Raw genomic sequence first — 22,028 nt, 5'->3', positions numbered from 1 at the left:
CACTTCCCCCCCATCATTGCCGCGGAGTACTGAAATGAGCCAGATCCATGCCACTGCCGCCGAGCTGAACCAAGCCTGGTCAACCGATCCCCGCTGGAAAGGCATTGTCCGCAACTACAGCGCCGAGGATGTGCTGCGCCTGCGCGGCACCGTCCATGTCGAGCATTCGCTGGCCCGCCGCGGCGCCGAGCGGTTGTGGAAGTCGCTGCACGAAGAAGACTTCGTCAATGCTCTCGGCGCCCTGACCGGCAACCAGGCGATGCAGCAGGTCAAGGCAGGCCTGAAGGCCATTTATCTGTCCGGCTGGCAGGTCGCCGCCGATGCCAATCTGGCTGGAGAGATGTATCCCGACCAGTCGCTGTATCCGGCCAATTCAGTGCCCCAGGTGGTCAAGCGCATCAACAATACCTTGCTGCGTGCCGACCAGCTGCAGCATGCCGAAGGCAAGGACGGCACCGACTGGCTGGTGCCCATCGTCGCCGATGCCGAGGCCGGCTTTGGCGGGGTGCTGAATGCCTTCGAACTGATGAAGGCGATGATTGAAGCCGGTGCCGCCGGCGTCCACTTCGAGGATCAGCTGGCCTCGGTCAAGAAGTGCGGCCACATGGGCGGCAAGGTGCTGGTGCCGACCCGCGAGGCCATCGACAAGCTGACCGCCGCCCGGCTGGCCGCCGATGTCAGCGGCGTGCCGACCATCCTGGTGGCTCGCACCGACGCCGATGCCGCCGATCTGCTGACGGCCGACATCGACGACAACGACCGTCCCTTCATCACCGGCGAGCGTACCGTGGAGGGCTTTTTCCGGGTCCGCCCAGGCGTCGACCAGGCCATCAGCCGCGGTCTGGCCTATGCCCCCTATGCCGACCTGCTGTGGTGCGAAACCAGCAAGCCGAACCTGGAAGATGCCCGCAAGTTCGCCGAGGCCATCCACAAGCAGTTCCCCGGCAAGCTGCTGGCCTACAACTGCTCGCCCAGCTTCAACTGGCGCAAGAATCTGGACGATGCCACCATCGCCCGCTTCCAGAAGGAACTGGGCGCGATGGGCTACAAGTTCCAGTTCATCACCCTGGCCGGTTTCCATAGCCTGAACTACGGCATGTTCGACCTGGCCTACGGCTACGCCCGCCATCAGATGAGCGCCTTCGTGGAGCTGCAGGAAAAGGAATTCGCCGCTGCCGAGCGTGGCTTCACCGCCGTCAAGCACCAGCGCGAAGTGGGTACCGGCTATTTCGACGCCGTCACTCAGACCATCCAGCAAGGTCAGTCTTCGACCACGGCGCTGACCGGCTCGACCGAAGAAGCCCAGTTCGATCACGACGGCACTGAAAAGGCCGCCTGACCGAGCGGCCTGCCGGATTCATCCAGGGAAGGGGATCGGCATGGCCGCCGGGCAACCAGCCGCCATGCCGCGTATTTCATCCCGATGTGCGGCGGACCAGGCCTGGGACCGCCGCCTGAGCCGTGTTCGCTTCAAGCCGAGACGCGTCGCTCTGGCCAGACCTCAGTCTGGCCGTTCGGAGGGGACCAGCGCAATCACCGTCCAGCCCGGTCTGGGTTCCAGTTCACGGCGTGCGGCGGCCACCCGCAGCTGGCCTTTTTCCTCGATGCCGAACAGCAGGACGGTGCGCGAACCGTATTGCTCGATAAACCGCGGCCAGTCGAAGGTACTGGTCAGGCCGGTAGCCTTGATCCGCCAGCCCGCCGCCAGCAGATCCCGGAACCGGCCATGGGTCATGTCATCGGAAAACAGGGCCGGGGCCTGCAGGCTGGCATGCAGGGCATCGCGGCTGCGCACTTCCTCGGGCGCCAGTTCCTGCAAGCGGAACACCTTGTCGCGGCCGAACTCCTGGCGGTAGTGCACGCAGACCAGGGAATTGCGGTCGCGATGGGTGGACATCGCCAGTAGGCTGCCGATGCCGCTCAGATCCAGATGCCGTTCGGCATAACTGGAAGCCGGATTGCCGTAGAAGGTATTGAAGCCTTCCATCCGGGCCACCCGGATCCCATCCCAGTCGTCATCGGCCACCATCACCCGGAAGCCGGCCTCGACCAGGGACTGGGCTACCGCCCGCGCCACCGGGTCCGAACCGAACACCAGCAGTCCCCGCGGATCCGGCTCGGCCACCTTCAGCCAGCGTGCCAGCGGTCGCGCCGTCGCGCTCTGCAGCACCACGGTACCGATGATCATGATGAACACCAGCGGCACCAGCGCGGCACTGCCATGCATATGCAGCGGATCCAGACGCAAGGCGAACAGCGCCGACACCGATGCGGCCACGATGCCGCGCGGAGCCACCCAGCCGATCAGGGCCCGTTCGGGCCAGCTCAGGCTGCTGCCAAGGGTCGACAGCCAGACCGTGAAAGGACGGATCAGAAACTGCGAGGCCAGCAAGACCAGCACACCCGACCACAGGACATGGTCCGGCAACGGCCATTGCAATCGCGCGGCCAGCAGAATGAACAGCATCGAGACCAGCAAGGTGGTCAGATTCTCCTTGAAGTCCAGGATATCCTCGACATGCACGCCACGCGCATTGGCCAGTACGACACCCATGATGGTCACGGCCAGCAGTCCCGATTCCGAAGCCACGGTATTGGACAGGCTGAAGGCGGTCAGCACCGCCGCCATGGTGCCGAAGTTCTGCAGATATTCGGGAATCAGATGCCGCCGCAGCAGGATCGCATGGACCAGCCCGCCGATCAGGCCGACCGCCAGCCCGCACAGAATGGTGACCAGAAACACTCCGATCGAATGCCCTTCCTGGCGCGAGACCAGAGCCTCGTAAATCAGCACCGCGAACAGGGCGCCGATGGGATCGACCACGATGCCTTCCCAGCGCAGTACATTGCCGACCTTGGCATTGGGCCGCAAGGTGCGCAGCATCGGCGCGATCACGGTCGGGCCGGTGACACAGGTCAGGGCACCGAACAGCAGGGCGATCGGCCACTCCAGACCGGCCAGCCAATGGGCGGCGGCCGCCAGCAGCAGCAGGGCCGTCACCGCACCATAGCTTGCCAGCCCCCGCACCGCACTGCCGATGCCCGGAAGCTCGCTGAAACGCAGACTGAGGCTGCCCTCGAACAGGATCAGCGCCACCGCCAGCGATACCACCGGAAACAGCAGCGGACCCATCATCTTGTCCGGATGCAGCAGTCCGGACACCGGGCCCAGCACGATGCCGGCCAGCAGCAGAAACAGGATCGCCGGCAGCTTGACCCGCCAGGCCAGCCACTGCGAACCAAAGCCGATCAGCATCATCGCCGTCAGCATCAAGCCAAGCGGTATCGTCATCGAATCATCCCTTGCCTGTTCATGTCATGCACTGTCGCAGCGCATCATACGCCATCGCCGCCAGGCCCCCGGAAGACCGCCCTTTACCTCGCTGTCAGCGTACAGTAGCAGCCGGGCCGGTCCGCCCGTTCACGAGGAGCCGTGATGAGTCTGCGCCTGCATCTGGTCAAGTTCGTCTATCTCCTGCTGCTGCCGCGACTGGCGCAGGATCGCGGCGACATCGTCCGCAGCCGGGCACAGCTTGAGCATATCAGTCGCTGTCGCACACCGCCCGATGCCGACCGGCGGCATGAGATCCTGGGCAAGGTTCCCTGCACCACGTTCACGACCGGAACGCCCGACCCCGCCGCGATCATCTTCTATATGCACGGCGGCGGCCATGTGCTGGGCAGTCCGGCCACCCATGCCCGCATGCTGTTCCGGATCGCCCGCGCCTGCGGACTGGAGCTGGTGGCAAGCGATCACCGGCTGGCGCCCGAAGCACCTTTTCCGGCCGGCTACCACGATGTACTGGCCGCCTATCAGGCCCTGCTGGCCAGCGGCCGCGGCCAGGGCCGCATCATCCTGATGGGTGACAGTGCAGGCGGGAACCTGGTATTCGCCCTGCTGCATACCCTGTGTGCCCAGGGCCGGCCGCCTCTGGCGGCCGTGGCGCTCAGCCCCTGGACCGAACTCGGCAGCACCGAGCGTCCCCGTCGCCGGCAGGGTCGCCGCGAACTGCGTCATGTCAGCACCATCATGCAGCGACTGATCCAGGCCTATGTGCCTGACCGCCCCCGTGATGACCCGCTGATCTCGCCGATCCACGGCGACTTTCACGGCGCGCCGCCGGTGCTGATCCAGGCCTCGGCCAGCGAGCCCCTGCATCACGACGCCGAGCTGATCACGGCGCACCTGCGCAGCTTCGGCACCGCCGTCACCCTGCAGACCTGGCCCCATGCCATTCATGTGTTCCAGGCTCTGGCTCCGTGGCTGCCCGAGGCCGGCCAGGCCATCACCCAGATCGGCTACTTCGTCCGCACCACCATCAGCCGCTCTGCCACGCCGCCCGCTTCACAGATCAGGCATGAACACTGAATTCAACGCCAGCGATAGCCGATGGCCTCGGCCAGATGGCTGCGCTGCAGGGTCTCGCAGGGTTCCAGGTCGGCAATGGTCCGGGCCAGACGCAGAATGCGGTGATAGCTGCGGGCACTGAGGCCAAGCTGCTGCATGGCCCGGGTCAGCCAGCCGCGATCAGCGACCGCCAGGACGCAGCAGCGATCGAGCGCCGTCCCCGCCAGGCCGGCATTGATGCAGCCGGCACGCTGCATCGCCAACTCGCGCGCCGCCACCACCCGGGCCCGCACCTGGGACGAGCTTTCCCCGCGCGCCGCGGCCGGGCCCAGCAGGGCGGCCAGGTCCACCGCCGGCACCTGCACCACCAGGTCCAGCCGATCCAGCAGCGGGCCGGACAGCTTGGCCCGGTAATGCCGGATCTGGGCCGGCGTGCAATGACAGCGCGAACTGCCGTCGCCGGCATGGCCGCAGGGGCAAGGGTTCATCGCGGCCACCAGCTGGAAGCGGGCCGGAAAGCTGACCCGCTGGGCCGCGCGGGCGATCACGATATGGCCCGATTCCAGCGGTTCGCGCAACGACTCCAGCACATGCCGACTGAATTCCGGCAGTTCATCCAGAAACAGCACGCCGTGATCAGCCAGCGAAATCTCGCCCGGCTGCGGATGACTGCCGCCACCGACCATGGCCACCGCCGAGGCACTGTGATGCGGATGGCGGAACGGGCGGCAGGCGGTCATCACCTCGGCCGGAGCCAGGCCCGCCACCGAGCGCAAGGCCACCACCTCGATTCGCTCATGCGGCTGCAGCGGCGGCAGAATGCCGGGCAGGCGTTCGGCCAGCATGGTCTTGCCGCTGCCAGGCGGACCACTGAACAGCAGATGATGACCGCCTGCCGCGGCAAGCTCCAGCGCCCGCCGGGCCAGTGGCTGCCCGCGCACATCGACCAGATCGGGGATGTCCGGTGACCGGACTGGCCTGGCGCCGGCAACCTCGGCCGGGCGCGGCAGCGAAGTCTCGCCACGCAGCCAGCCGCAGACCGCGCCCAGATGATCGGCGACATGGACGTCCACATCCTCCAGCAAGCTGGCCTCCGCCGCATTGCAGGTCGGTACCACGGCCCGCCGGCCGGCTTCGCGGGCGGCCAGCAGGGCCGGCAGCACGCCGGTCACCGGCCGCAACCGGCCTGACAAGGAGAGTTCACCGAGAAATTCGCAATCCGCCAGACCGCCGGCCGGCAACTGGCCGGTCGCGGCCAGAATGCCCAGGGCAATGGCCAGATCATAGCGGCCTCCCTCCTTGGGCAGTTCGGCCGGCGCCAGATTCACCGTGATGCGGCGGCTGGGATAGTCGAAGGCCGCGCTGAGAATGGCCACTCTTACCCGATCACGCGCCTCGCGGACCGCCGCCTCGGGCAGACCGACGATCTGGGTCGCGGGCAGACCACCCGCGGTATGGACCTCGACCCGTACCGACGGCGCCTGGATGCCCAACTGCGCACGGCTGTGGACCTGGGCCAGACTCATCGGCCCGGTCCACCATCCTGGCTGCCGGTCAGACCAAGCCCGGCCCTGTCCGCCGGATGCAGCGGGGTGCAGCCACCCCGACCGGAATCAGGCCTCGCTGCCGCCGCGAGCGGACAGCCCGGCTTCGAGCTCGGCCAGCTGCTTTTCCAGCGCATCCAGCTTGGACCGGGTCCGGGCCAGCACCTGCTGCTGCACCTCGAATTCGTCGCGAGTGACCAGGTCGAGCCGGCGCAGTCCTTGCGCCAACACATCGTGGAAATTCTCCTTCAGGTCCTTCTGCACGTCAGCCAGACCGGTAGGCACCAGGCCTGCCAGGCGCTGGACGAGCTGGTCGATATTCTGTCTATCCATCTTGGTCGATACTCCCGACTCGCGGGTGACGAGTCTGTAAACCGGGTCAATCCGAACGCTCGCAATCCCACGCGGATCCGACCCGTCCGAGTCTGGGCCCGGACCGGATCCGACCGGGTGACGGAGACTCAGATCGGCTCGGGCCCCAGGGACAGGATCTGCCCGGATCGGCGAATGATTCCGAAATAGTAGACCGCATGATAACCGAGTGTCAGCCCGAGCACCGCCAACGTCAGTGGACTGTTGCCCAGCACCGGCCCATGCGCCGGCGTCACATGGTGCACGGCGGCCGGCACGGCAATCATGAAACGCCAGACCAGTCGTCCGACCAGCAGCAGGCTCAGCGCGCCTCCGATCCATGGATTGGGGGTGTAATACGTCACTCCCTCGCTGCGTTGATAGCGCGTCAGGCGCAGACCGGCGACGGCCAGCAGGCCCCCGCCGATGAGACCTGCCAGCAGACCTTCCAGCAAGCGCGGCATGCTGATGCTGTTGACCGCGAGCAGTGCCGCGATGCAGCTCATGATCACGATGCGGATCCGCATCCGCCCCAGTCGGATCGGCTGTCTCCCGAAATGGGTGCGCAGCCGGCGGTACAGCACGAAGACAACAATGATGACGGCTGCTGCCGCCCCGATCAGATGTTGTTGCTGTGGCATGATGCTTCCAAAGGCTGTCCCCGTCGGCAGTATAGGCCCAGCCAGTGGATGGCGGCAGCCCCGTCAGCGCACGGATCAGGCGATCATCGCAGGCGGACCGGCTCCGCGGGGCGGATCAGGCCTTGGCCTTGCCTTGGTTGGCCACGGCCGCCAGCTTGGCCGCGATCGCCTCGGCATCCCCCAGATAGTAGTGGCGCAAGGGTCTGAGTTCGTCATCGAATTCGTAGACCAGAGGCACGCCGTTGGGAATGTTCAGCTCGACGATATCCTCGTCGGAGATGTTGTCCAGATACTTCACCAGGGCCCGCAGCGAATTGCCGTGGGCCGCGACCACCACCTTGCGGCCGGCCTTGATCGCCGGCGCCAGGCTTTCGTGCCAGTACGGCAGCACGCGCTCGACGGTGTCTTTCAGGCACTCGGTATCGGGAATCTGTTCCGGTGCCAGATCGGCGTAGCGCGGATCACCAACGGCGGGATTCTCCGCACGGTCCTGGGGCGGCGGCGGCGTGTCATAGCTGCGCCGCCAGATCTTGACCTGCTCGTCACCGAACCTGGCCGCCGTCTCGGCCTTGTTGAGGCCGGTAAGGCCGCCGTAGTGGCGTTCGTTCAAGCGCCAGTCGGTGACGACCGGAATCCACATCGCATCCATTTCGTCCTGCACATGCCACAAGGTGCGCACGGCCCGGGTCAGTCGCGAGGTATGGGCCAGATCGAAACTGAAACCGGCCTGCTTCAGCAGTTGTCCAGCCTCCCTGGCCTCGGCGACGCCTTGCTCGGTCAGGTCGATATCGGCCCAGCCACTGAAGCGGTTTTCAAGATTCCACTGCGACTGGCCGTGGCGGATCAGGACTAGCTTGTGCATGGACGGCGGCTCTCTGGATGAAACGACGGGACGGCGGCGCCGGTCCGCAAACCGGCCTCTGAGTACCGGGATGGTCGCAGTCCGCCGCCCGTCGCGTCAATCAGCGCAGGATCAGTGCACGCCGCCGGCGGCGAACAGCCGCTCGCCGGTCAGCCAGCCGGCATCATCCGAGGCCAGAAACACGGCAATGGCGGCGATGTCCTGCGGCTGGCCGATCCGGCCCAGCGGCGACTGCGTCGCGATCTGGTTCTCCATTTCGCTGCCGATGATCCCGGCCGTGGTGGTGCCTTCGGTCTGGACCAGCCCCGGATTCAGGGCATTGACCCGGATCTGGCGCGGGCCCAGCTCGGCGGCCAGCGCGCCGGTCACTGCGTCCACGGCGGCCTTGGTCGCGGAATAGACGGCACTGCCCGGCGGCGTCAGCCGGGTCACTACCGAACCGATGTTGATGACGCTGCCACCGGCCTGCAGATGCGGCGAAGCCGCCTGAGTCACCAGCAGCAGACCCAGCACGTTGATGTCGAACTGGTGGTGGAAGTGCTCCGGGGTGATCCCTTCCAGCGGCTGGAACTCGTAGACGCCGGAATTGTTGACCAGAATGTCCAGCCGGCCATAAGCATCGATGGCCGCCTGTACGATGGCCTTGGCATCCTCGGCCTTGGCCACGTTGCCGCGCACCGCCACAGCCTGACCGCCGGCGGCCTTGATCTGGGCCACGACCTGGTCGGCCCCCGCCTGACTGGAGGCATAATTCACCACCACCGCCGCGCCCTCGGCGGCCAATGCCTTGGCAATGCCGGCACCGATGCCCTTGGATGCCCCGGTGACCAGGGCGACTTTGTGTTGCAGCTTGCTCATGACCTGCATCCTCGGCTTGGGAAGAAAAACCTTGTTCAATAGTTCAATATTTACGAACAATAAAACTGATGTCAAGACTGGTAAACTCGCATCCATGCGTCCGCTGGTTCATCCCCCCGCCGAAGACATCACCGCCCAAGGCATTCTGCATGCGCTGGCCGACCCGGTGCGGGCCGCGATCTTCGCTTCGCTGGCGGCTGCCGGCCAGGCCTCGCCCTGCTGCCAGTTTCTGCAGCTGATGGATCGCAACATTCCCAAGTCCACCCTGTCCCAGCACTTCCGGGTGCTGCGCGAAGCGGGTCTGGTCCGCAGCGAACGCCGGGGCGTGGAAGTGCACAACAGCAGTCGCTGCCAGGACGTCGAACAGCGCTTCCCCGGCCTGCTGCTTGCCATCATCGGGGCCTACCAGCAGCAATGGCGGCAAGGCGCCGGCACGTGATCGCGGCGGCGGCCGGCGGCCTGTCGCTGACGGTGGAAGATCCGTCCGGGCCTGGGCCGATCCGCTGTCATGTGCTGTACCCCACCGAAGTCCCGGCATCACCACAGCGATTCGGTCATTACCAGCCGCTGCTGTCCATGCAGGCGCCGCCCCCGCAAGCGGTTCTGCCGCAGGTAGTGATCAGCCATGGCAATGGCGGCACGCCCTGGACCCATCGGGATCTGGCGATCGATCTGGCCCGTCACGGCCATCTGGTCATACTGCCCGAACACTGCGGCAACTGCGTAGGCGACAACCGGCTGGCCGGCACCCTGGACAATCTGGTCAATCGTCCACGCCAGCTCAGCCGGGTGCTGGATGCCGTGCGGGCCCATCCGCCATTGACGATCTGTGCGGCGGCCGAAGAGGTCGCCGTGATCGGGCATTCACTGGGTGGCTACACCGCCTTGGCCGCCGCCGGCGGCCAACCGATCGCCGGGCCGCACGAGACACCGGAGGGTCGCTGCCGGCCGGTCCCGGTTCAGGCCGATCCGAGGATTCGGCAACTGGTCCTGCTGGCCCCGGCCGCTGCCCGCTTTGCGGCACCCGGCGCCTTGGATGCGCTGGATCAACCCATCCTGATCTGGGCGGCCGAACTGGATGTCCTGACCCCGCCGGCCGAGGCCGAACTGGTGCAGCAGGCCACCGCACCGGGCCAGACCCGGCTGCAGATCATCCCCGGTGCCGGCCATTTCTCGTTCCTCAGCCCCTTCCCCGCCGCGCTGGACCGCCCCGGCTTCGCCCCCGCCCAGGACCCGCCCGGTTTTGACCGACTGGCACTGCAAGTGCCTATGCAGCAGGCCATCCGCCAGTTTCTGCAAATCCGGATGCCGATCCCGTCGGGCGCCCTCACGCGCCTGTAAACCAACGGACCTCCATCCGCATCCAAGGCTTGTTGCGCTCCTGCTCACCTTGGCTTAGGGAATCCTCTCCATGCATCTGCCTGCACTGCCCCGACTGGCTGTAGCCGCGGCTTTCTGCCTGATCAACACCGCCTGTACCAGCGAAGTCGACAGCGTTGATCATGGTGCCGGCCGCGCCACCAGCCATATCAACGGCAGCATCACGATCCCCGCCGGCCGCGCGGCCATGGATGCCGAGACCATCAATGGCAGCATCACGCTGGAGCCGCAAGCCAGCGCAGCATCAGTCCGGACGGTCAATGGCGCCATCCAGCTGGGCGCTGACGCGCACGCCGGCGCCCTGGTCACAGTCAATGGCGATATAAGTCTGGACAGCCGGGCTCGCGTCGACCGATCGGTCGAGACCGTCAACGGCGCCATCCAATTGGGCAGACAGGCCGTCGTCACCGGCGGGCTCGGCAATGTCAATGGAGCCATCACTCTGGACGCGGCCCAGGTGGGCGGGGTTGTGGATACCGCCAACGGCGATATCACCGTCGGAGCCGACTCGCGAGTCCGGGGCGGTCTGCATGTGGAGCCGATTCACGGGCACTGGCTGCAACTGAAGGCGCCCCGCCCTCCCGTCGTCATCATCGGCCCCCATGCCGTGGTGCAGGGCCCGCTGCGCTTCGACCGGCCGGTGGAGCTGCATGTCAGCCGTCAGGCCACGATCGGCCCGATCCAGGGGGCCAGCCCCCAGGCGTTCGACGGCGACAGTCCCTGAGCCTGCAGCGCCGGGGCGAAGGCCTCCGCCCCGGCTGACGACTTACAGCCAGTCGCGGGCTTGCAGATAGTCGGTCAGACGCGCTTCCGCACTGCCGGCTTCCGGCTGGTAGTCATACTGGAAGCGGACCAGGGGCGGCATGCTCATCAGAATCGATTCGGTGCGGCCACCCGACTGCAGACCGAACAAGGTGCCACGGTCATAGACCAGATTGAACTCGACATAGCGGCCGCGACGATACAGTTGGAACTGGCGTTCGCGCTCGCCGTACGGGGTGTCCTTGCGACGCCCGACAAGGGGCACATAGGCATCCAGGAAACCCTGGCCCACCGCCTGCATGAAATCGAAGCAACGCTCGAAGCCGCCCTCGTTCAGGTCATCGAAGAACAGACCGCCGACCCCGCGGGTCTCGGCCCGATGCTTCAGATAGAAGTATTCGTCGCACCAGGCCTTGTATCTGGCATAGACATCGTCGCCGAAGGGCGCACAGACATCGCGTGCCACGGTATGCCAGTGCCGCACGTCTTCATCGAAGGGATAGTAAGGCGTCAGGTCGAAGCCGCCACCGAACCACCAGACCGGCTCATGCCCCGGCTTGCTGGCCTCGAAATAGCGGACATTGGCATGCGTGGTCGGCAGATAAGGATTGCGGGGGTGCAGCACCAGCGAGACGCCGGTGGCGACGAAGCTGCCACCGGCCAGATCCGGGCGGTGTGCCGTGGCCGAGCCCGGCAGCTGGTTGCCGTGGACGCGGGAAAAGTTGACCCCGGCCTGCTCGAAGACCTTGCCTTCGCTCAGCACCCGGGTACGACCGCCTCCGCCGGCTTCGCGCCGCCAGGCATCCTCGACAAAACCGGCTCCGCCGTCGGCCGTGGCCAGCGCATCGCAAATCCGGTCCTGCAATTGCTTCAGATAGTGCTCGACACGTTCCGCTTGATCAGACATGGCATGGGACAGCCGCTGTGGTAGGGCCTCAAGTTTACCGAATCGGCTCGCGGCTGCCTCATGTGGCCAGACGACACGCAAAGCTGACCATGCGACCGCCTTCTCCCTAGGCAAGCCGGCGTCCGCTGGGTAGTCTGCGCCGATGCCGTCACACATCACGCCTCTCGCCATCACGGCCAGCACCGCGACCTCGGCGCTGGGTCCGGGCCTGCAAGCCCATGCCAGCGCCATCGCCGATGGCCGCAGCGGGCTGCGCCCGAATACCCTGAGCCGCTCGCCCCTGAACTGCTGGCTGGGCAGGGTCCCGGATCTGGAACAGGTCCGCCTGCCGGCAGCCTGGCGCGACTGGGATTCACGCAATCACCGGCTGGCCTGGCTGGGCCTGCAACAGGATGGCATGCTCGATCACATCGCCGACCTGCGCCTCCGGTACGAGCCGCACCGGATCGCCCTGCTGGTCGGCACGTCCACGGCCAGCATCGACATGACCGAGGCCGCCTATCGCCATGGCGTCGCGACCCCCGACTTCGGTTCCCCCGCCACTGCCCCCACGCTGCACTCCCCGCATGCGCTGAGCAGCTTTCTGGCCAGGATCCTGGAACTTGCCGGGCCGGCGATGACCATCTCCACCGCCTGTTCGTCCAGCGCCAAGGTGTTCGCTCACGCCGAGCGGCTGCTGCGCCTGGGGCTGATCGATGCGGCCGTGGTCGGCGGCATCGATACGCTGTGCGACAGCGTGCTGTTCGGCTTCAACTCGCTGGAACTGGTCTCGCCCGAACCCTGCCGTCCCTTCGATCTGGATCGCCAGGGCATATCGCTGGGCGAGGCTGCCGGGTTTGCGATACTGGAGCGTCACGGCACGGCGCCGACGGCTCCCAGACTGCTGGGCTACGGTGAATCCAGTGACGCCTGGCACATGTCCAGCCCGCGACCCGACGGCATGGCCTCCGAACAGGCGGTGCGCGATGCCCTGGTCCGCGCCGGCCTGGAAGCCGCCGATGTCGGCTATGTCAATTTGCACGGCACGGCCAGCCGGAAGAACGATGAAGCCGAAGCCGAGATGCTGGCCAGGGTGTATCCAGTCACGACCCGGGTCAGCTCGACCAAGGCCTGGACCGGCCATACCCTGGGCGCCGCCGGCATCCTGGAAGCCATTCTGAGCCTGCAGGTGCTGGAAAGCGGCCTGATTCCGGCCAACCTCGGCATGCGGACACCCGATCCGCGCTGCGGCGCCCATTTCGCCTGGCAACAGGAAGCCACCACGACCGGCGTGGTGGCCAGCCATTCCTTCGGCTTCGGCGGCAGCAACCTCTGCCTGATCTTCGGCCGTGGAGAGCAGGCATGAGCAAGCTGCATTTCCAGCTGGAGGGCATCGGCGTCTGGGCACCCGGCATCAGCGGCCTTGAACAGCTGCAGACCGCCGCCGGCCAGCCGCTGGCGCCCCCTTCAGATGCATCGCGTCCGCCCGCTGCCGCGCTTTCGCCCAACGAGCGGCGCCGGGCCCCGGAAGGCGTACTGCTGGCCGTCGAGGTCGCGGGACAGGCCATCGGCATGAGCGGGCGCGATCCGGCCAGCCTGTTGAGCGTGTTTGCCTCCTGTCGTGGCGACCAGACCATCAGCGACTACATGTGCCGGACCTTGGCCGAAGACCCCTTCGCGCTCTCGCCGACCCGGTTCCACAACTCGGTTCACAATGCGCCGGCCGGCTATTGGGGCATCGCCAGCGGTGCCGTCGGTACCTCCTCGGCCATCAGCACCGAGCCGCGCTGGCCCGGGCTCAGCCTGCTCGATGCCATCACCCTGGCCTTGTGCGAACGGCAACCGGTACTGTGGGTCTGCAGTGAAACCCGCGGCAGCGGCCCCCTGCTGAGGCTCAGCGGCTACACCGCGGGTATGGCCTGCGCCCTGGTGATCGCCCCTCCCGATCCGGCCGGCAGCCACCTTCGACTGGAAGCCGAACTGATCACCACCACCGGCCGGCCCGACACGACCGGGCACCCAGTGGCCGGGCTGCTGCCCTGGCTGGCTGGACTGGAACAAGGTGGCGAATCCCGGCTGGCCATTTCGCCCGGTCAGGCCCTGCGGCTGCAGACATGGCCCGGCGACCAGCCATGAACGGCCAGCGCTGGTGCGTACTGATTCCCTGCCTCAACGAGCGGCTCCGCATTGCCGCCGTCATCGAGTCCGTGCTGCAGCACCATGCCGACATCATTGTCGTCGACGACGGTTCCGATGACGGCACCGCCGACATCGTCGCCGACTACCCCGTCACCCTGCTGCGCCATCCCGAACGCCGGGGCAAGGGCGAAGCGCTGCGCAGCGGTTTTGCCGAAGCCTTGCGCCAGGGGCATGCCGGTGTGCTCACCATGGATGGCGACGGCCAGCATCTGGCCTCGGATATTCCGAGGATCCATGCCGCCGCCCGGACCTGGCCCCAGGCCCTGGTGATCGGTGCCCGCCTGCTGGACCGGCAGCAGCAGCCTTTGCTCCGTCGCCTCGCCAACCGGCTGGCCGACTGGGGGATTTCATGGGTCTGCGCACGTCGGGTCATCGACACCCAGAGCGGTCAGCGCTGGTATCCGCAGCCGGCCCTGGCCCTGAAAGACCTGCCGGTCGAGGACTTCGCCTTCGAGTCGGCGATTCTGATCGCGGCCTGCCGGGAACTGGGTCTGGAGGTGATTGCGGTCCCCATCGCCTCGCGCTATCAGCATGACTTCCGTGACAGCCACTTCCACCCGGGCCGCGATGCACTGAAAATCGCCCGCTCCACCGCCATGCAGCTGCGGCAGTATGGCGACATCATCGGCAGCTATCTGAAGTCACGTCGGCTCAAGCCGGTCATCTGGAATGGATCGACCGAGGTCTGAATCCACGCCCTGGCCTCCGGATTCAGGCCGCCGGACCGTACATGACTGCCATCCGGCCCGCGACAAGGATGATTCCGCCGGCCACGACCCTGAACTGGTAATGGGCACCTTCACGGCTTCCGGCGATCTGATCGGCATGGATGTCCAGATGGCTTTCCACCTTATCCGTCCATTCCATCGCCACTTCGACGTCACGCAGGCTTACCAGCCGGCCGGCAGCCAGGGGCGGCTCGCCTCCGGCCCGTGCCAGCAGCGCGCCGTGCACGGCCGTGGCCTGGGCCGCGTATTCGATCAGATGAACGGCATGCAAGCCTTCGGGACTGCGCAGAGGATGGTCACTCTGGCGATGCGTCCGGCTGCGGGCATGGATGGCACCTTCGTCCCACGCAACGACCTCGTCCAGCAGGCTCATCCTGTCTCGATGGGGAATCAGATCGACCCAGTCTTCGCGGGCGGCATGGTTCATGACTCGGACTCCAGTCCCTTGCGGCGCGGCGCCAGCAAGGCCGACAAGGTGAAATGGAAAGCCACGCCCAGGCCCACGGTCAGACCGATAGCGCGCAGCACGGGAATGGAGGACAGCGCCAGCAGGCCGAAAACCAGCAAGGCAGAGATCACGCAGACCACGGTGGCATGCAGAATCCGCAGTCGTTCCGCCGGATCCTCGCTGTCCTGTTCGAAAAACAGGGCGTAATGCAGACCCAGCCCGGCCGCCAGCACCAGGGCAATCAAATGGAACAGTGACAGCGGCAGGCCGGCACCCCGCTCGACGGCCAGCACCAGCAAGGTGGCCAGGCTCATCGGCCACAGAATCTGCCTGGCCCGTCGCCAGCTGCGCAACGACACCAGGACAGTGACGGTCAGCAGCACGCCGGCAAGCGCCAGTGCCAGCAGCATGCGATGACGATAAGAGCTGACCAGGGATTCGGTGGTCGCTTTCAGATCCAGCAGATACGGACGGCCAGGCAGGTTCTGCAGCTGCTGCCGGACCGCCTGCGGATCATCCACCCCGGCCACCGTGGCCAGCCCCAGCCATTGCCCATGCGAATGCAACAGCAAAGCCGCCAGCGGCTGCCCCGGCGGAGAGCCTTCCATCCGTTGCGCATCCAGCAGCGGCAAGGTTCTGGCCCGGGCCACGTCCTCGAGAAAGGGCTGGAACAGGCCTGGTTTGAAGGGCAGATCCCGCACCGCCACCCGCAGGCTGGCCGAGAGGGTGGGCGCATCCGGCAGCGCCTGCTGCCGGCGTAGCTGGCTGGCCTCGCTGGGCAAGTAATACGAAGGCAGGGTCAGGCCTGTCAGGCCCCCTTTGGCCTGCAGTGCCTGCAACGGCGCCTCCATCGCCTCCGAGCGGCGCAGCACTTCCTGTTCGTCCGGTCCGGGAATGACCAGCAGATAGCGCACATCGGCCACACCCAGCTCATGCCGCAACCAGGCATCCTTTTGCAGCAAGGCAGGTGCGATCGGGGTCAGTGCCGACAAATCATTCTGCCAGAATGGCCCGGGTGCCAGCGCCAGCACCAGCAAGCTGGCGCCGGCGATCAACCCGGCCAGCCAGCGCGGTCTGGGCAGACGATCCAGCCATCGACGCAGCGTCGCCAGACCCGGCGTCGATGCCGCATCCAGCGATACCGGCGGCAACAGCGCCGGCAACAGCCAGCGCGTGCAGGCCCCGGCCACCAGCAGGGCCGTCACGGTGAAGACCGCCAGCTGCATCAACCCCTGCACCCGACTGGCGTAAAGCGCGGTATAGGCGATGGCCGCCGACAGGATGGCGGTCAGCAGCAGCGGCCAGATCCTGCGCACGGTCAGCCAGCCGGACTCGCCCGGACGACGATGGCTGAGCAGGCGCAGTGGATATTCCTGAGCCACGCCCAGCAAGGTGATGCCGAAAGCCAGAGTGATGCCGTGCACGCTTTCAAACCAGATGCTGAGCACCCACAGGCCAGCCAGCGCACCGCTGGCCATCGGCAGCACCGCCAGCAGCAGCGGACTCCAGCGTCGGTAGGCCAGCAGCAGCAGCAAGGCAAAGCCGATGCCCGAGCACAGGCCCATCCAGTCGGCCTGATGCCGGGTCTGCTGGCTGGCCACCACGCTGAAATACCCTGGCCCTGAAATGTCCAGATGGGCCTCTGCCGCACCCGGCAAGCCGGCAAAGGCATGCCGAATGCCGGTAATCAGCGCCAGCTGAGCCGCCGGATCAAAGCCACCCGCCCGGGTCTGCACCACCAGCAAGGCCTCGTGTCGAGAGGACATCCAGACCCCGTCCACCGACGACGGACTCCGTGAGGGAGCCCAGCGCTCGGCAAGCGCCGCCACCGCCAGCGTCGGATCGCGAGCCAGCCACGGCTCGATCAGACTGCTGGCCGGCGAGTCCAGTTCGTCGACCCGATCCTCCAACTGGCGGCGCAGGGCAGGCCCGGCCAGCCGGTCCACCCCTTGCTCCGCCGGCAGCAACAGATAACGGTAGGGCAGCAGATTCCCTGCCGTTGCCATCAGATCCGGAGTGCCGTTCATAACCTTGGCGCAGGCCGGGTCAGCCTCCAGCCGGCGAGCCAGCCCCTTGCTCAACGCCGCGGCACGATGCTCCGGCACGCCGCTGATCGCCAGCATCAGCAGTCTCGACCCCGGCCCGTCGCCCAACTGATCCATCACGATATGCTGTGCCGGAGTCACCGCCGGCGGCATGAAACCGCGCAGATCGCCACTGGTATGCAGCCGTCCCAGCAACAGCCAGGCGCCCAGCAGCAGTGTCAGCAGCCAGGCCGCTAGCATCGGCATCCGACAATGACTGGACATCGTCAATCCGCCGACTGGCACAGCCGCAGCAGTGCATCGAGCTGCGGTGATGCACCGAGCTTGTCCGCCAGGGTGCCGAACAACTCGATGCTGCGATCGCCGTGCGGCTGCTCGATGCGCATGCAGCGGATCTGGCGACCGTCACCATCCATGGCGATATGCGGCATCTGACGCCGCAGGTTTTCGTCACGGGGCACCAGATCCAGGGTCCAGCTCCCTTTCGACCGTGACTGCAAGGTGGCCTGGAACGACTGCTGCAAGCGTACCGCATCGCCTTCCAGCAGGGCGCTGAAGCTCTGCAGCATCAACTGCAGCTCGGGCGCGCGATGCAGCGAGAAGTGACGCGGAGCGCGCCCCTGCCTCAGCAAGGTGACCTGGTCCCCGGCGATATCCACCAGTCCGGGTTGGGGCTGCAGCACCTTGCGCTGCAGATGCCCCTGGCCCAGCCAGGCCAGCTCGCCGCGACTCAGCAAGGGGCGATCCATCACATGCAGGATACGAATCTCGGCAAACGGCACATGGGCCGGCGCCGGTCGTGCCAGCCCCGCCACCACCGAGGCCACGGCAGGTTCAGCGGTGGCCGCGCTCAACCACGCCGGACTCAGCAGCAGCAGACCCAGGCAAGCTCGAAGTGTCCCAGAAATCATACAGATTGAACCAGTTGTAAGGTGCCAGCCGGACGAAATGCTCAAGCCGGCCGGCGTAATGACGAATGAATGCATCCAGAGCCTCGGCACGCCGCGCCCTGGGAATGTCGACACGCCCGGCGACGGGTTCGAACACCAGCCGGTACCGGTTGCCTCCCAGATACAGCCCGATGCAAAGCACGACCGGTACCTTGAGGCTGGCGGCCAGCAACCAGGGGCCGACCGGGAAGGCCGCAGGCTGGCCCAGAAACGGCACGGCATGCATGGCCTCTCCCTGCCGGCCGCGATCAGCCAGAATCGCAACCATGTCACCTTGCGCGCAACGTTCGGCCATCGCCAGTGTCACCGCGGTGCCGCCGGCGGAAGCATCGATGATGCGCTCCGCCAGCTCGGGCGCCAGACGTCCAAGCAGTTCGGTCAGCACCGGTGTCTGCTGCTTGTCCAGCACGATATCCAGCGGCACCTGCGGATAGCGCCGGCTGAGGGCTCGCAGGGCTTCGAAACTGCCCAGATGCGCACCGAACAGCAAGGCACCGCGGCCTTCCTGCAAGGCCGCCGTCAGATGCTCCAGTCCCTCGACCTCGAAATGGAAGTCGCGGTCACCGTCCGACAGCAGATACACCCGGTCCAGAATGCCGATGGAAAACCAGTAGTGATGCTTCAGCAGCTGCCGGATGCCAGGCGCCCGGCCCAGCACCCTGCCCAGATAGGCTCGAGAGGCTTCGCGTTCAGGCCGACGGCTCCATACAAACCAGGGGGATGTCAGCCACAGGATACCCATGGCGAACCGCCGCCCCAGACCTCGGGCCAGTGCCAGAAACAGCCGTTGACTGAGCCGGCCGCCTGCTTCGGGCCGACTTTGCCACTGGCCGCTCACGGTTCCGCCTCGGCCCGGCCGCGAGCAAGCACCTGCCCCTGGTCGAGCAGCTCGAAGACAAAGCCTGTGGCGGCTTCGCCCAGCTGCAGCCCGACTTCCCGGCCAGGCAGCCAGGGATGCAGATATTTGACCTGACTGATCCGCTTCAGGCGCAAACCGCGGCTGTCCCGCAGAGCACGCGCCAGCCACTCCAGCACCAACACGCCGGGAACCACGGGTGCGCCCGGGAAATGCCCGGGCAGACAGGGGTGATCTGCATCAAGACGCCATGCGCGCCGATAAAACGGAGTGGTCATCCAGCCCGTGCCGGCGTCTGCCGATGCTGCTCGATATATTCGGAAAGATCACCCAGACTGGCGAAGATCTGCCGATTCTGCGGATCATCGGAGCGCAGCTGGAAACCGTAGCGGCGTGACACCATCAAGGCGATTTCCAGTGCATCGATGGAATCCAGGCCCAGCGGGCCACCCAGCAGGGGGGCTTGCGGATCGATCTGCCCGGGGCTGATGTCTTCCAGATTCAGGGCCTCGACGATGTAGGCTGCCAATTCTTGTTGTGCTGCGGTCTGTTCCACGCCGTTGCTTCCCTAAATACCTGATCTTGCCGTCATGTCCATGCGGTGCTCCTGCCCGCCGCGACAGGCAATGTAGCAGGGCCGGATGAACCGCTGCCAGCCATGACGACTGTCAATGCGACCTGACACCGCATGCATCTGCGTATATGATCTGCCGCGCCTGCGGCCTCGACAGGTCGCGCCCCATCGGGAACACCATGCAACGTCTCAGCCTGCCAGCCCTGTGTCTGGCCACCCTGCTTGCCTTTCCTGCCGCCGCGACGGCCGGCGACCGGATCGTATCCGCGGGCGATGCAGACTACCAGCGCGTCGGCGGACATGACCGCTACCATGACGGCGGGCCGGGTGAACTGGCCCTGGTCGACATGTCCGGGCCGAGACCTGCCATTCTGGACCGCATCGCGGTGGACCATACCATCGCCGGGCCTCCGCAGGCCGTGGCGATCACCCCGGATGGCGAGTTTGCCTTTGTCGCCGCGCCGGCCCGCTATGACGCCGAGCACAACGATGAAGCCCCCGAACGCTTCCTTCAGGTCATTCCCGTGCGCGACTCGAAATTCGGCCCGGTCAGCCGCATCCCGCTGACCTCCCAGCCCGAAGGACTTGCCGTCAGCCCCGATGGTCATCTGCTGCTGGCCGGCCTGATCAACGGCAGTGTCGCCATCGTTGCCATCCACGACCATGAGGCCAGACTGCAGGGCTATCTGCCGCTCAGTACCGGGCGGCTGGCCGGAGTGAGTTTCACTCATGACGGCACATCGGCCTTGGTCGCCCTGCGCGATGAACAGGGACTGGCCGTGCTGGGCATCGATCATGACCGGGTCAGCGATCGGCATCAGCATGTCAGTACCGGCGTGGCACCCTATGCGGTCGATGTTTCCTCGGACGGCCACTGGGCGGTTGCCGGCAATGTCGGGCTGGCCGGACTGGCCAACCACGGCTGGGCCGATGCCGGCGACCTGGACACCATCTCGCTGATCGATGTCTCGCATCTGCCTTTCCGCACGGTGCAATACCTGCCCACACCATCCCTGCCGGAAGGCGTCGCCATCTCGCCGGACGGACAGTGGATTGCCGTGCTGAGCATGAATGGCAGTCAGCTGCCCACCGGCAATCCGGGCCGCCATGAACATGGCGTGCTGCAGCTGTTCCGGCTGGCCGGCGGCAAGGCCGTGGAAGTGGATCGTCAGGATGCCGGGCCGGGTGGTCAGGGCGTGGTGTTCAGCCAGGACAGCAGGCAACTGCTGGCCCAGTACACGGTGGACCGCCAGATCGCGGTTTTCGACATCCACGCAGGCCGCCTGCACGATACCGGTCAGCGACTTTCACTCCGCGGCGGTCCGGACTCGATCCGCTCGATGCCACGCTGAACATCTCCGCCGACGAGCCTGTCCCGGCTCGTCGGCGGAGCAACTCTCAGCGAGTGGAGAAACTGAGCACGGTTTCCTGCCGGAAGATCTGTCCGGGCTTCAGCTCGGTGCTTGGAAACTGCGGATGGTTGGGCGAGTCGGGAAAGTGCTCGGCCTCCATCGCGAAGGCATCGCCCTGCCGATAGGTCTTGCCGGTACTGCCGACCACACCGCCATTCAAGCCGTTGGCCGTATAGAACTGCAGGCCGGGCTGGGTCGTGAACAACTCCAGCTGGCGGCCGCTGGCCGGATCATAGACGCGTGCAGCCAAGGCTGGAGTCGCTGAAACCGGGTGATCCAGCACCAGATTGTTGTCATAGCCGTGGGCCCAGACCAACTGCGGATCCGAAGAACGCAAGCCTTTGGCAATCACCGTCGGCTGACGGAAATCCAGCGGTGTGCCGGCGACCGAGGCAACCTCGCCGGTGGGGATCGAGGTGGCATCCGTCGGCGTGTAATGCGAAGCGAAGATCTGTACCTGCTCGTTTTCCACGCTGCCCGAACCTTCGCCCCCCAGATTGAAATAGCTGTGGTTGGTCAGGTTCAGGACAGTGTCCTTGTCGGTCGTGGCCTGGTACTGGATGTGCAGGGCGTTGTGGTTGTCCAGAATATAGCGGACATGGGTGGTCAGCCTGCCCGGGAAACCGTTTTCGCCGTCCGGACTGACATAGCTCAGCTCGGCACCGACTGCATCCTTGAGCTGCAGCGGCTTCACCGTCCAGACCTTGTCATCGAAGGTATGGAAACCGCTGTGCAAGGTATTCGGCGGATTGTTGATTTCCAGCTGATAGTCCTTGCCGTCCAGACTGAATCGCCCCTTGGCGATGCGATTGGCATAACGGCCGATCAGCGCGCCAAAGTGGATATCCCCGTTGTAGGACTCGTAATCCTTGAGATTGGCAAAGCCCAGCAGCACATTGGCCTTGTTGCCGTGCCGGTCCGGAACCTCGATGTCGGTGAGGATGCCGCCATAGCTGATGAACTTCACCACCATGCCATCGGCATTGGTCAGGGTGTACTGGCTGACGGCCTGGCCATGACGGCTGCTGCCCCAGGACTGCACCTGAATACCTTCGGCGGCTTGTGCCTGGGCATACAGGCCTAGCGACATGGCGATGGCAAGAGCCCAGCGGCTGTTGCGGGAAAGATAAGCGGTTTTCGGTTTCATCCAGCATGTCTCCTTGCAATCAATCATCCAACCGGTC

General features: G+C 66.0%; 23 protein-coding genes. 9 read left to right on the top strand and 14 right to left on the bottom strand.

Annotation, left to right across the window (positions count from 1 at the left end; all coding sequences use genetic code 11):
- Positions 1 to 34: 34 nt before the first annotated feature.
- Positions 35 to 1,339: an isocitrate lyase gene (gene aceA, locus FRAAU_RS00465; RefSeq protein WP_014401601.1), complete on the top strand. Its 1,305-nt coding sequence runs from the start codon at positions 35 to 37 to the stop codon at positions 1,337 to 1,339.
- Between the two features lie 162 nt (positions 1,340 to 1,501).
- On the opposite strand, the gene FRAAU_RS00460 is transcribed toward aceA, so the two are convergent.
- Positions 1,502 to 3,292, bottom strand: coding sequence for a cation:proton antiporter (locus FRAAU_RS00460; protein ID WP_014401600.1), 1,791 nt, complete (start codon positions 3,290 to 3,292; stop codon positions 1,502 to 1,504).
- Between the two features lie 144 nt (positions 3,293 to 3,436).
- Here FRAAU_RS00460 and FRAAU_RS00455 point away from each other — a divergent pair, with 144 nt between their 5' ends.
- Positions 3,437 to 4,369, top strand: a complete 933-nt coding sequence (locus FRAAU_RS00455) for an alpha/beta hydrolase (RefSeq protein ID WP_014401599.1) — start codon at positions 3,437 to 3,439, stop codon at positions 4,367 to 4,369.
- 2 nt (positions 4,370 to 4,371) lie between these two features.
- On the opposite strand, the gene FRAAU_RS00450 is transcribed toward FRAAU_RS00455, so the two are convergent.
- The 5 genes from FRAAU_RS00450 to FRAAU_RS00430 all read right to left on the bottom strand — a co-directional run bounded on the left by FRAAU_RS00450 (position 4,372) and on the right by FRAAU_RS00430 (position 8,604).
- On the bottom strand, positions 4,372 to 5,874 hold the full coding sequence (locus FRAAU_RS00450) for a YifB family Mg chelatase-like AAA ATPase (protein WP_014401598.1): 1,503 nt from the start codon (positions 5,872 to 5,874) through the stop codon (positions 4,372 to 4,374).
- An 87-nt stretch (positions 5,875 to 5,961) separates the two neighbouring features.
- The gene (locus FRAAU_RS00445; RefSeq protein ID WP_014401597.1) at positions 5,962 to 6,225 is read right to left on the bottom strand and encodes an accessory factor UbiK family protein; all 264 of its coding nucleotides are present in this window, start codon (positions 6,223 to 6,225) and stop codon (positions 5,962 to 5,964) included.
- A 128-nt stretch (positions 6,226 to 6,353) separates the two neighbouring features.
- Positions 6,354 to 6,884, bottom strand: coding sequence for a CcdC protein domain-containing protein (locus FRAAU_RS00440; protein ID WP_014401596.1), 531 nt, complete (start codon positions 6,882 to 6,884; stop codon positions 6,354 to 6,356).
- A gap of 115 nt (positions 6,885 to 6,999) precedes the next feature.
- Positions 7,000 to 7,746 carry a 2,3-diphosphoglycerate-dependent phosphoglycerate mutase gene (gpmA, locus tag FRAAU_RS00435; RefSeq protein WP_014401595.1) on the bottom strand — a complete coding sequence of 249 codons (747 nt, stop codon included), beginning with the start codon at positions 7,744 to 7,746 and terminating at the stop codon, positions 7,000 to 7,002.
- Between the two features lie 111 nt (positions 7,747 to 7,857).
- Entirely contained in the window at positions 7,858 to 8,604 is a 747-nt protein-coding gene (locus FRAAU_RS00430; protein WP_014401594.1) for a glucose 1-dehydrogenase, read from the bottom strand.
- A 94-nt stretch (positions 8,605 to 8,698) separates the two neighbouring features.
- Here FRAAU_RS00430 and FRAAU_RS00425 point away from each other — a divergent pair, with 94 nt between their 5' ends.
- The 3 genes from FRAAU_RS00425 to FRAAU_RS00415 all read left to right on the top strand — a co-directional run bounded on the left by FRAAU_RS00425 (position 8,699) and on the right by FRAAU_RS00415 (position 10,708).
- A complete protein-coding gene (locus tag FRAAU_RS00425) occupies positions 8,699 to 9,043 on the top strand; it encodes an ArsR/SmtB family transcription factor (RefSeq protein ID WP_014401593.1) in 345 nt (114 codons plus the stop codon).
- A complete protein-coding gene (locus tag FRAAU_RS00420; protein ID WP_052317748.1) occupies positions 9,019 to 9,945 on the top strand; it encodes an alpha/beta hydrolase family protein in 927 nt (308 codons plus the stop codon). Before FRAAU_RS00425 ends, FRAAU_RS00420 begins: the two co-directional genes overlap by 25 nt.
- Positions 9,946 to 10,015: 70 nt before the next feature.
- On the top strand, positions 10,016 to 10,708 hold the full coding sequence (locus FRAAU_RS00415; protein WP_014401591.1) for a DUF4097 family beta strand repeat-containing protein: 693 nt from the start codon (positions 10,016 to 10,018) through the stop codon (positions 10,706 to 10,708).
- Between the two features lie 42 nt (positions 10,709 to 10,750).
- Here FRAAU_RS00415 and hemF read toward each other — a convergent pair whose 3' ends face one another.
- Positions 10,751 to 11,653, bottom strand: a complete 903-nt coding sequence (hemF, locus tag FRAAU_RS00410) for an oxygen-dependent coproporphyrinogen oxidase (protein ID WP_014401590.1) — start codon at positions 11,651 to 11,653, stop codon at positions 10,751 to 10,753.
- Between the two features lie 142 nt (positions 11,654 to 11,795).
- On the opposite strand from hemF, the gene FRAAU_RS00405 reads away from it, so the two are divergent.
- The 3 genes from FRAAU_RS00405 to FRAAU_RS00395 are packed head-to-tail and all read left to right on the top strand — an operon-like array spanning position 11,796 to position 14,520.
- On the top strand, positions 11,796 to 12,998 hold the full coding sequence (locus FRAAU_RS00405) for a beta-ketoacyl-ACP synthase (protein WP_014401589.1): 1,203 nt from the start codon (positions 11,796 to 11,798) through the stop codon (positions 12,996 to 12,998).
- Complete coding sequence (locus FRAAU_RS00400) at positions 12,995 to 13,768, top strand: beta-ketoacyl synthase chain length factor (protein ID WP_014401588.1); 774 nt, start codon at positions 12,995 to 12,997, stop codon at positions 13,766 to 13,768. The genes FRAAU_RS00405 and FRAAU_RS00400 overlap by 4 nt, the downstream gene beginning before the upstream one ends.
- A complete protein-coding gene (locus tag FRAAU_RS00395) occupies positions 13,765 to 14,520 on the top strand; it encodes a glycosyltransferase family 2 protein (RefSeq protein ID WP_014401587.1) in 756 nt (251 codons plus the stop codon). Before FRAAU_RS00400 ends, FRAAU_RS00395 begins: the two co-directional genes overlap by 4 nt.
- A 22-nt stretch (positions 14,521 to 14,542) precedes the next feature.
- On the opposite strand, the gene FRAAU_RS00390 is transcribed toward FRAAU_RS00395, so the two are convergent.
- Genes FRAAU_RS00390 through FRAAU_RS00365 form a run of 6 tightly spaced genes read right to left on the bottom strand, consistent with a single transcriptional unit; the run spans position 14,543 to position 19,414 of the window.
- Positions 14,543 to 14,986 carry a hotdog family protein gene (locus FRAAU_RS00390; RefSeq protein WP_014401586.1) on the bottom strand — a complete coding sequence of 148 codons (444 nt, stop codon included), beginning with the start codon at positions 14,984 to 14,986 and terminating at the stop codon, positions 14,543 to 14,545.
- A complete protein-coding gene (locus tag FRAAU_RS00385) occupies positions 14,983 to 17,292 on the bottom strand; it encodes an MMPL family transporter (protein WP_014401585.1) in 2,310 nt (769 codons plus the stop codon). Before FRAAU_RS00385 ends, FRAAU_RS00390 begins: the two co-directional genes overlap by 4 nt.
- A 26-nt stretch (positions 17,293 to 17,318) precedes the next feature.
- Positions 17,319 to 17,906 carry a LolA-related protein gene (locus FRAAU_RS00380; protein ID WP_014401584.1) on the bottom strand — a complete coding sequence of 196 codons (588 nt, stop codon included), beginning with the start codon at positions 17,904 to 17,906 and terminating at the stop codon, positions 17,319 to 17,321.
- A complete protein-coding gene (locus tag FRAAU_RS00375) occupies positions 17,887 to 18,840 on the bottom strand; it encodes a lysophospholipid acyltransferase family protein (protein WP_014401583.1) in 954 nt (317 codons plus the stop codon). Before FRAAU_RS00375 ends, FRAAU_RS00380 begins: the two co-directional genes overlap by 20 nt.
- Positions 18,837 to 19,136: an ApeI family dehydratase gene (locus tag FRAAU_RS00370; protein WP_014401582.1), complete on the bottom strand. Its 300-nt coding sequence runs from the start codon at positions 19,134 to 19,136 to the stop codon at positions 18,837 to 18,839. The genes FRAAU_RS00375 and FRAAU_RS00370 overlap by 4 nt, the downstream gene beginning before the upstream one ends.
- On the bottom strand, positions 19,133 to 19,414 hold the full coding sequence (locus tag FRAAU_RS00365) for a phosphopantetheine-binding protein (RefSeq protein WP_014401581.1): 282 nt from the start codon (positions 19,412 to 19,414) through the stop codon (positions 19,133 to 19,135). The genes FRAAU_RS00370 and FRAAU_RS00365 overlap by 4 nt, the downstream gene beginning before the upstream one ends.
- A 197-nt stretch (positions 19,415 to 19,611) precedes the next feature.
- Here FRAAU_RS00365 and FRAAU_RS00360 point away from each other — a divergent pair, with 197 nt between their 5' ends.
- Positions 19,612 to 20,784 (top strand): WD40 repeat domain-containing protein, encoded by a 1,173-nt coding sequence (locus FRAAU_RS00360; RefSeq protein WP_014401580.1) that lies wholly within the window; start codon positions 19,612 to 19,614, stop codon positions 20,782 to 20,784.
- 46 nt (positions 20,785 to 20,830) lie between these two features.
- On the opposite strand, the gene FRAAU_RS00355 is transcribed toward FRAAU_RS00360, so the two are convergent.
- The gene (locus FRAAU_RS00355; protein WP_014401579.1) at positions 20,831 to 21,991 is read right to left on the bottom strand and encodes an aldose epimerase family protein; all 1,161 of its coding nucleotides are present in this window, start codon (positions 21,989 to 21,991) and stop codon (positions 20,831 to 20,833) included.
- Positions 21,992 to 22,028: the final 37 nt, after the last annotated feature.

The organism is Frateuria aurantia DSM 6220 (genome assembly GCF_000242255.2).
Taxonomy (GTDB): Bacteria; Pseudomonadota; Gammaproteobacteria; order Xanthomonadales; family Rhodanobacteraceae; genus Frateuria; species Frateuria aurantia.
This window is presented reverse-complemented; position numbering and strand designations above follow the sequence as displayed.